This window comes from Microbacterium sp. 69-7, assembly GCF_001897985.1.
Classification (GTDB): domain Bacteria; phylum Actinomycetota; class Actinomycetes; order Actinomycetales; family Microbacteriaceae; genus Microbacterium; species Microbacterium laevaniformans.
Window position 1 is genome coordinate 38,487 of record NZ_MKRU01000104.1, and the last position, 7,699, is coordinate 46,185.

The 7,699-nt window shown below is 69.7% G+C and carries 6 protein-coding genes; 1 reads left to right on the forward strand and 5 read right to left on the reverse strand.

The genetic code is table 11. The annotated features are described in order from the left end of the window. The first annotated feature begins 150 nt into the window (after positions 1 to 150). Complete coding sequence (locus BGN98_RS13325) at positions 151 to 705, forward strand: hypothetical protein (protein ID WP_288121658.1); 555 nt, start codon at positions 151 to 153, stop codon at positions 703 to 705. On the opposite strand, the gene BGN98_RS13330 is transcribed toward BGN98_RS13325, so the two are convergent. The 5 genes from BGN98_RS13330 to BGN98_RS13350 form a co-directional block, all read right to left on the reverse strand. Continuing rightward, a complete protein-coding gene (locus BGN98_RS13330) occupies positions 696 to 1,277 on the reverse strand; it encodes a hypothetical protein (protein WP_288121659.1) in 582 nt (193 codons plus the stop codon). The genes BGN98_RS13325 and BGN98_RS13330 overlap by 10 nt on opposite strands. 100 nt (positions 1,278 to 1,377) lie before the next feature. Continuing rightward, a complete protein-coding gene (locus BGN98_RS13335; RefSeq protein WP_288121660.1) occupies positions 1,378 to 2,739 on the reverse strand; it encodes a peptidoglycan DD-metalloendopeptidase family protein in 1,362 nt (453 codons plus the stop codon). Continuing rightward, a complete protein-coding gene (locus BGN98_RS13340) occupies positions 2,739 to 4,703 on the reverse strand; it encodes a hypothetical protein (RefSeq protein ID WP_288121661.1) in 1,965 nt (654 codons plus the stop codon). Before BGN98_RS13340 ends, BGN98_RS13335 begins: the two co-directional genes overlap by 1 nt. After that, positions 4,700 to 7,219, reverse strand: coding sequence for an ATP-binding protein (locus BGN98_RS13345; protein WP_061018407.1), 2,520 nt, complete (start codon positions 7,217 to 7,219; stop codon positions 4,700 to 4,702). The genes BGN98_RS13340 and BGN98_RS13345 overlap by 4 nt, the downstream gene beginning before the upstream one ends. Positions 7,220 to 7,230: 11 nt before the next feature. Continuing rightward, the coding region (locus BGN98_RS13350) for a hypothetical protein (RefSeq protein ID WP_288121662.1) at positions 7,231 to 7,699 on the reverse strand (469 nt) is incomplete at its 5' end.

Consider the following 7,699-nt stretch of genomic DNA (forward strand, 5'->3'; position numbering starts at 1 on the left):
AGGTCAGCGGTTCTCAATCCCGACAGCTCTCGTGAGATCCGACAAGCATCACCGCATCAGCTGCGCTCTCTCGGCGGCGACCCGGGCCGCACATCCCCCGGCACACGTTCCCTCGCGGGGCCGGTGCAGCAGCTGCGTTAGAAGTGGCGAGTGACCTCCGCGACCGCCAGCACCCTTCTGCCACCCGATCGACGCACCGCGACCCGGTGGGTCATCGGGTGGGTTCTCGTGCCGCTGGGAGGGCTCATCCTTGCCGGCTCGCTCGATCAGATAGTCGATCCGGCGGAACCCTCCGAATTGTTCCAGCGCGCCCTCATCGCCCTCGTCGCAGGGGTGGGCGTGGGCGTCATGGCCGCGGTGGTCGTCGGGCTCGGCTTCGCGATCACGCGCGACCGGGATGCCAGGGGCGCTCTGCAATGGGTGGCCGTTCTCACCATGACGCCGACAGGTATCGGGATCTCGACCTCCGCCTCTCTCGCTCTCAGCGGAGTGGCAGTGGCGCTGACCGGAGCAGCGGGGCCTGCCCTGGTGACCTTCTCGGGCTTCGCGATGCTGGCGCTGGGTCGCTGGCTCGCTCGAGGGTTCTGGGGCGCAGCGTGGAGCGTGGTGCGCTTCGCATTCCAGCGCGCGGTGGGCGCCATGACCTCACCGGCCGCGTCGACGGGTCAGCCGGGTACGGGGACCGCGTCGACGCCTCAGCCCTGAGCGGAGCTCTCGCCGCGACGATTCTCCCACTCGCGCCGCATCCACTCCCCCTGCCGCACCGCCGCGGCCCGGCTGACGCCGCGTGCGGAGTCGGGCGCCGGTGGGAACGGGGTACCGTGATTGTGCCGCTGCTCGAGGTTCGCGGCCGCGTCGACGAACAGCGCCTCGACCACCGATGACAGCGCCGGTGTGCGCGCATCGCGCAGCGCCCACCAGGTGGCCTTGAGTCGCGCGTGCAGGTCCGCGGGAAGGTAGTACGCCACGAGCCGGTGCCCCTCCGAAGCAACACTCCTCGGCCCCTGCGCGCCTCGAGGCGCAGGCGGGAACGGTCGGCCGCCGTTGTGCTCGAGCTCAGCCGCCGTGACGTACTCGAGGAAGATCCCCTCCACCAGGGCCGAGAGCGTCGGCGCGCCGTCCGGGCACTCGCGGGTCGCCCACCAGGCGGCCTTGAGTCGCGCGTGCAGCGCTGCCGGCAGGTAGTACGAAACAGATCGGTATCCGGTTGCTGTGGTGCGCGCAGCGGGACCGGATACTGCCTGATCGTCGACGTGGGGGGCGTCTCGATCGGTCACACATCACCGTCTGGAAAATGGCGGGCTGAGCCCGCGGATGTTCGGGTAATCGGTAGCCTACCCGCCGCTTATCCAGACGTCAGGGCGTCAGCTGCCCGTGCTACTGGCAGGAGCCGACCGGGCAGAGCTCGACGCCCCAGAGCTCGAAGAAGTCCTCCGGGTTGACGAAGTTCTGGTGCTCGGGGAGCGTCGCCGGTCGTGGCAGGCGAGTGTCGTTCTGGGACAGGATGAGCTTCGCGACCTCGGGGTTGGTGTTGTTGGCGACGTTGATCCGCAGATCCAGGTGGCAGCCGCCGGAGGGCGGGACGTTGCCCACTACGCCGATCTGCTCGCCGGCTTCGACGGTGTCGCCGACGTCGACCAGGCGCTGCGACTTGTACATGTGCAGGTAGGAGACCACGTACCCGTCTGCGTGCTCGATCGACAGCCACAGGGCGCTTGAGAGGACGACCTTGCCGGGCAGGATCGCGTAGACCGGGTCGCCGCAGGGGTTGGGCCACCGCTGCAGGTCGATCGCGGCGTGCCAGGTGGAGGCGCCGGGGACGCCGCTGCTGCGGGGTCCGTAGCCGCTGGTCATGTTGTAGTCGGAGCGCAGGGGCAGCTGGATCTCGCCGTCGATGCTGCCGCTGCAGCCGCCGCCGATGATGCCTTCGCCCAGGGTGGCGATCAGCTGCTCGGCCGCGGGCTCCCACTTGTCGTAGGCATCGGGGAAAGCGCTGACCTGCACCCGCTGAGCCGCGACGCCAGGCTCCATGCTCTCCCAGCCGTTGATGTCGAGCAGGCCGCGCGGAGAGCCCCCGTTGGGGCCGGTGGGGCCGCCGAAGAACGCCTTGATGGAGTAGTCGAGGTTCATGAGCTCCGCGACGGTCCCCCACCCCGACACGCGCTGCTGGAACGGGTTGACGCTGTCGTGGTCGCTGCCGACCGCATCGTGGGGGTAGTTGAGCGACTCGGGGACGGAGGAGTTCGCGTACATGCGCAGCACGGACTCCTGCAACGCCGTCATCAGAGCGATCTTGAGACCCTTGTCGGAGACGCCGAGGTCACGCCCGACCGCGATGATGCGGGTGGCGATCGCGATCTGCTTCTCGTTCAGCGTGATCTTGCCGCCGCGGCCATTGGGGATCTCGATCGACTGCGGCGCGGCCGCCGGCGCCGTCTCGCTCGTCGACGAGCTCCCCCACCCCGTCGACGAGGCGGGCGGCTTCGAGCTCGACGACGCCGGCGGGGTCGGTCGCGTCGACGTCGCATCGCCCCACGACGCCGAGGAGGCCGTCGAAGCGGGGACGCACCCGCCGCCATCCGATCCCACCGCGCCGGCGGACGAGGCGATGACGCCCATGAACACCGCGAGGAGCCCGCCGACGACCATGGCGAAGATCAGGCCGATGACGCAGAGGATCGCGACGATCCGCTTCCACGGCGACCGGGCCTCGTCCTCGTCCACTGTCAGATCCGTCATCAGCGCGTGAGCTCCCGGGGACGGTAGGCCTCAAGCTGGCGGCGCCGCTCGAGCGCACGGGCAGAGGGCCGCTGCGCCGGGCGGGGCGGCAGCGAGGAGATGTCCTGCACCCCGGTCGCGGACTTGCGGTGAGCGGTGGCCACCCCCTGCGCGTCGACCTCGATACGGCTGGCGCGGGTTTCGGCGACCTTCACCACCTTGAGCTCGCCGGCGTCGACAACCTGAGGCGCCACCCGGCGTGCGGCGGCGTTGGTGACGGCCGACGTGGCCTTGTTCGCGGTCTTCCGGGCGACGCTCTTGCCGACGACCACGGCGCCGGCCGCGGCCGCGCCGGCGACTCCGCCGCTGGCTGCTCCCTTCGCGACGGTGGCGGCACCCTTCGCGACGGAGGTCGCTGTGGACGCCGCGCCGAGGGCCTTACGAGCCGCGCCAGGACCGACCGAGGGTCCGCGGGTGCCGGAGGGGCCTCTGCCGCCTCCTGCGCCGCCCTGAGGGCCGGGGTCGCGGACCTGGGTGAGGGTCACGGGCTCGGGCGCAGCGGGCTTCTCCGGCAGTGCCGCGGCGCTCGGCTTGGCCGGGCGGCGCTTGATCAGATCCTTCGCGGTGTTGGCCATGCTGGCGATCGCGCTCATCTTGAGCAGGGCGTTGGAGTCCTTCGGGCCGGGCTTCATGCCCAGGCCGAGCTTGTTCAGGTGGCCCGCGACACCGCGGCCGGCGCGCAGGGTGGCCCGACGTGCCCGCCACACCAGCACGATGACGATGATCAGGAAGATGATCAGGAGAACCATCCGCAGCTGGTGCGGGAGGAACCCGGTCTGCCCCATGATCCAGGTCGTCAGCTTGAGGTACAGCGCCATCACTACGGTCATCACCGCGAGGCTGATCGCACCCATGTAGGTGTCGGAGATCGCCTTCCACAGCGGCTCGCGGTTCACCGGGAGGATGCACAGGTACACCAGCAGCATCGACTTGACCGCGGCGACCAGGAAGAACACCACCGACACCATCAGCAGCGCCGCGATCACCATCCCGAACAAGAACATGACGGAGACCCCGCCGCCGGCGACCATGGCGTTGAGGATGTTCATGCCGCCCGGGTTGTCGTGGGCGAACCGCGCCGCCTCGGGGGCGCAGTCCCGCAGCGCCGACTGGGGCTCGCCGGACTGGATGAAGGTGTTGAAGATGCCCTGGCAGTTGTCGGGCAGCACCTGGGCGTAGGAGATCACCTGGTACGGGATGCGCACGAAGATGTCCATCAGCGTGGCGTTGACCGCGGTCGCAAGTGTCCCGTCGCTGCTCTGCGCGTCTGGGTCTACGACGATCGAGTTGGCCAGCTGGCTGCCGAACTCCTGCGCGTTATCCAGAACACCACCGGTGGCGGTGAGTGTGGCGACCGGGTTGGCGAGCACCCCCACGGCCAGCACGGCCAGGACGGCGGAGACGAGCATTTCCCAGAGTCCGCCGGACACGCGCCCGACGTAGAGGGCGATGCCTCCCACCAGGGCGCTGATCATCAGCGCGAAGGGAATCCAGTTGACCGTGCCCAGCTGCTCCTGCACCCACACCGCGAGGGTGTTGAACGGGGTGGCCAGCCACGCGACCCACTCGAAGCTGAGGAGGAAGTCGAACAGCCAGAGGATCACGCCGGTCGAGAAGTACTGCATCGACCACAGCAGCTGCACGATGAAGTTGACGACGACCGTGCCCGGTGTCCACACGTCGCCGGCGTTGATGTCGATCACCCCGTACTGGGAGAACGGGTTGCCGTGGCTGTCGATGTAGTCGACGCCGTCCGGGAGGAAGCTCACCGCGTGGGCGGTCTGGCCCTGGATGAAGGTGAAGTACCCGACGAGGGCGACGGTGGCGATGGTTCTCGCCCACCGAGGGTGCCGGTGCGCCCAGACCCGTGCGCGCCAGGCCCAGCCGCCCATCGAGCGGAAGGCGTCGACGTAGAACGTGATCATGAGATCTCCACGGGGGCGGAGGGCGTGGACAGCACCGCCTGACGACGGTCGGGGCGGGCGGGAAGCGTCTTGCGGAACTTGCCGTAGCGGCCGCGGACGTCGCGCATGATCCCCTCGCCGCGGCGCTCGATCGGCACCTTCCGGTCGGGGCCGATGGGGCTCAGGTTGGTCATGACCTCGCGGACGAGCTCGGGCGAGACGGGCAGGCCCAGCCAGTCGACGGCGCGCTTGGCGAGGGTCTCGTCGCGCTGGCGCATGACGAACCGGATGGGGATCAGGCCTCGGGTGACCTCGTCGCCGAAGTCGTGGGGGTCGTGGGAGCCGACTGCGGCCGCGGCGGCGTGCTTGCGGCCGTCTCGGAAGAACGTCTGCAGTTCGGCCTGGCCGTCGCGGGAGGCGCTGATGTGGTGGGTTTCGTCGAAGATCGCCAGCGCGAAGCGGTGGCGGTCCATGAAGCAGACCTCGCGGGTCAGCTGGGCGAGCATCGCGTACATGGCTCGGCCGACGATCTTCTCGATGGGCATCTGCTTGAACAGGTGCTCGTTCTCGACCTCGGCACGGTCGGGAAGGCTCAGCCCGTGAGTGGTGAACACGACCGCGTCGACGGCCTTGAGATCCAGCGGGGGCAGGGACTCGTCGAAGAGAACGGCGCCGAAGTCCTTGGTGGCCACGACGCGGATCAGGCCGAGCAGTTCTGCCGCCACCGCGTTCTGCTGCCCCAGCTGGCGCAGGTGCTCGATGAGCGCACCGAGGCTGGTGATCCGGTGCGTCTCCATGTACTCCGCCTCGAGCAGCCCTGACAGCTGCACGCCGCGGGTGTCCATGGTCTGGATGCCGAGCATCAGCGAGAACAGCGACTGCACCATGCGGGCGCCCTTGCGCGGGCCGAGCACCCGCAGCGGGTCCAGAGACCACTGCGGCTCGAGCATGTCGATGACGCGGGTGGAGGTTCCGGGCAGCGACTCGGCGAACGTGGCGTACTCGCGGGCCACGGTGCGGTCCAGCGCCACGATCAGTCCGCCGCGATCGAGCACGTCACCGGCGACGCTCTTGAGCAGGACGCTCTTGCCGGCGCCGAGCTCGGCGACCACTCCGAAGCTGCCGGAGGAGTCTGCCTGGATGTTGCCGAACAGGTCGACGAGGATCGGGGTGTGCCGTCCGGTGGTGATGTTGTCGCCGAGGCGGATGCCGCGGTCATCGCCGAGGGCGCTGCTGACGACGGGAAGGCCGGATGCGAACTCGCGGCCGGTGGTGATCTGGGACAGGTCGCGCACGATGCGGGAGGTCGGCACGCCCGGCTGCATCGCCCACCAGAGCTCTTCCTGGCCGCCGAGGGGCGCTTCCAGGAGGAAGTCGGAGGCCTTGTAGTCGGCGGCGATGTAGCGGGCGCGAGCCTGCGCCGTGGCGGGGTCGGGGCCGCCGACCGCGTAGATCACGGTCGCTTGGACCTCGACCTCTTTGTCGCTGGCGTTGAGAGAGGCGTGGTACGCCGCGAGGGTCTCAGCGACCTGCGCGAGGTCTGACCCGCTGCCGGTGATCGCGAGGGTGCCGGACTGCTGGTCGACCTGATCCAGCAGCTGCTCCTCGGCGCGCTTGTTGCGGCGCTTGACGGCGTCGGCGCTGGTGACGGTCAGCCGGATCGCCCAGTCGACGTCGAGCTCGTACTGCTCGACGCGGGAGATCCACTCGACGCCGGGCATCAGCCATCCGCCCTTCGGGCCTCCCACGACGGCCTGCATGATCTGGTAGCTGGGGGCGTCGGCGTGCGGGCTCTGCACCTTGAGGTAGCGGCGGTTGAACGGCAGGAACCGCTTGAGCTCGGCCGGGGAGAGGTCGGACTGGCCGCCCTCGTCGATCCAGGGGTTCGGCATCGCGGTAGGCAGCTGGGTGGCGGGCACTTCCGCGATGCCGACGTCGCCGGCCTCGGGGACGGAGCCGTCGATGTCCAGGCCGCGGTGCTGAGAGTGCAGTGCCATCCAGACGTATTCCGCGACGGTGGCGGGGCGGGCGTAGAAGTCGGCGGGGATGCGGTTCTCGATCTCCTGGGCAGCGGCCATGGCCGCGGCGATCTCGGATTCGGCCGGTGTGGTGCGAGGAAGGGCCAGCTGCTCGCGGAACTGCTCGAGGCCGGCGCGCCAGGCGGCCTGCGATCGGGTGCGCCAGTTGCCGGCAGACAGGGGGATGGACAGCCAGTAGGCGCGCTCCCCCAGTGCGATCTCCTCGAGGGAGTCGAGAGTGAGGGCGCATTCCTCGGCCCATTCGGGATGCTGGCGGATGTCGACTCCCGCGAGCATCTTGTCGACGATATCGACGGGGTCGCTCGTGGCGCACAGCCCGATCAGCAGCGCCTCTCCCCGGAGCGACTGGAACAGCGCCTGGTGCTGACCGAGCACCAGCTGACGGAGCTCGTCGGTGCCGTACCCGTGCGGGAGGCCCTGCAGGCGCCAGGTGGCCCAGATCGTGCCCGTGCGGGTCCACATCAGGTGTCCGGCGAAAGAGGCGGCGGGAATGCGCATGAGACGTGCTCCTAGTTCGTGTTCTTGGACTGCTGCAGCAGTCGCTCGACGGCGCTGACCGCGGCACGAGGCTTGGCTGCAGGCGCGGGGGCGAGGCGCTCAGGACGGCGCTCGGGCACTGCCGGAGGCTGCTCGGGGGCGGCATCCTCGAGCTCGGCGCCCTGGTGGTCCGCCACGGGGGGCGGCATCCGGGTCGACCCGATCGCCTGGTGCGGACGCGATAGGCGGATCGGGCGGGCCTGATACCTCCCCCCGTGCGGCTTGAACATCGCCGCGACCGCGCCGACGAAGGCGAGGACGAGGTTGCGGCGCGTCATCGGGATGAGTCCGACGAGCCAGGTCACGCCCCAGGCGACACCGACCGTGATAGCCAGATCGAGGAGAGTCGCTCCCGTGCTCCACAGCGTTCGCGTCGCGAGCAGACCCATGAGAGCCACGCCGCCGAAGCCGACCTGGGTGAGCGTGTACGGCCCACCCGGG

Coding starts and splice junctions, on each gene's coding strand:
- BGN98_RS13335 (WP_288121660.1), bottom strand. CDS start 2,739: ATGACGGATCTGACAGTGGACGAGGACGAGGCCCGGTCGCCGTGGAAG.
- BGN98_RS13340 (WP_288121661.1), bottom strand. CDS start 4,703: ATGATCACGTTCTACGTCGACGCCTTCCGCTCGATGGGCGGCTGGGCC.
- BGN98_RS13345 (WP_061018407.1), bottom strand. CDS start 7,219: ATGCGCATTCCCGCCGCCTCTTTCGCCGGACACCTGATGTGGACCCGC.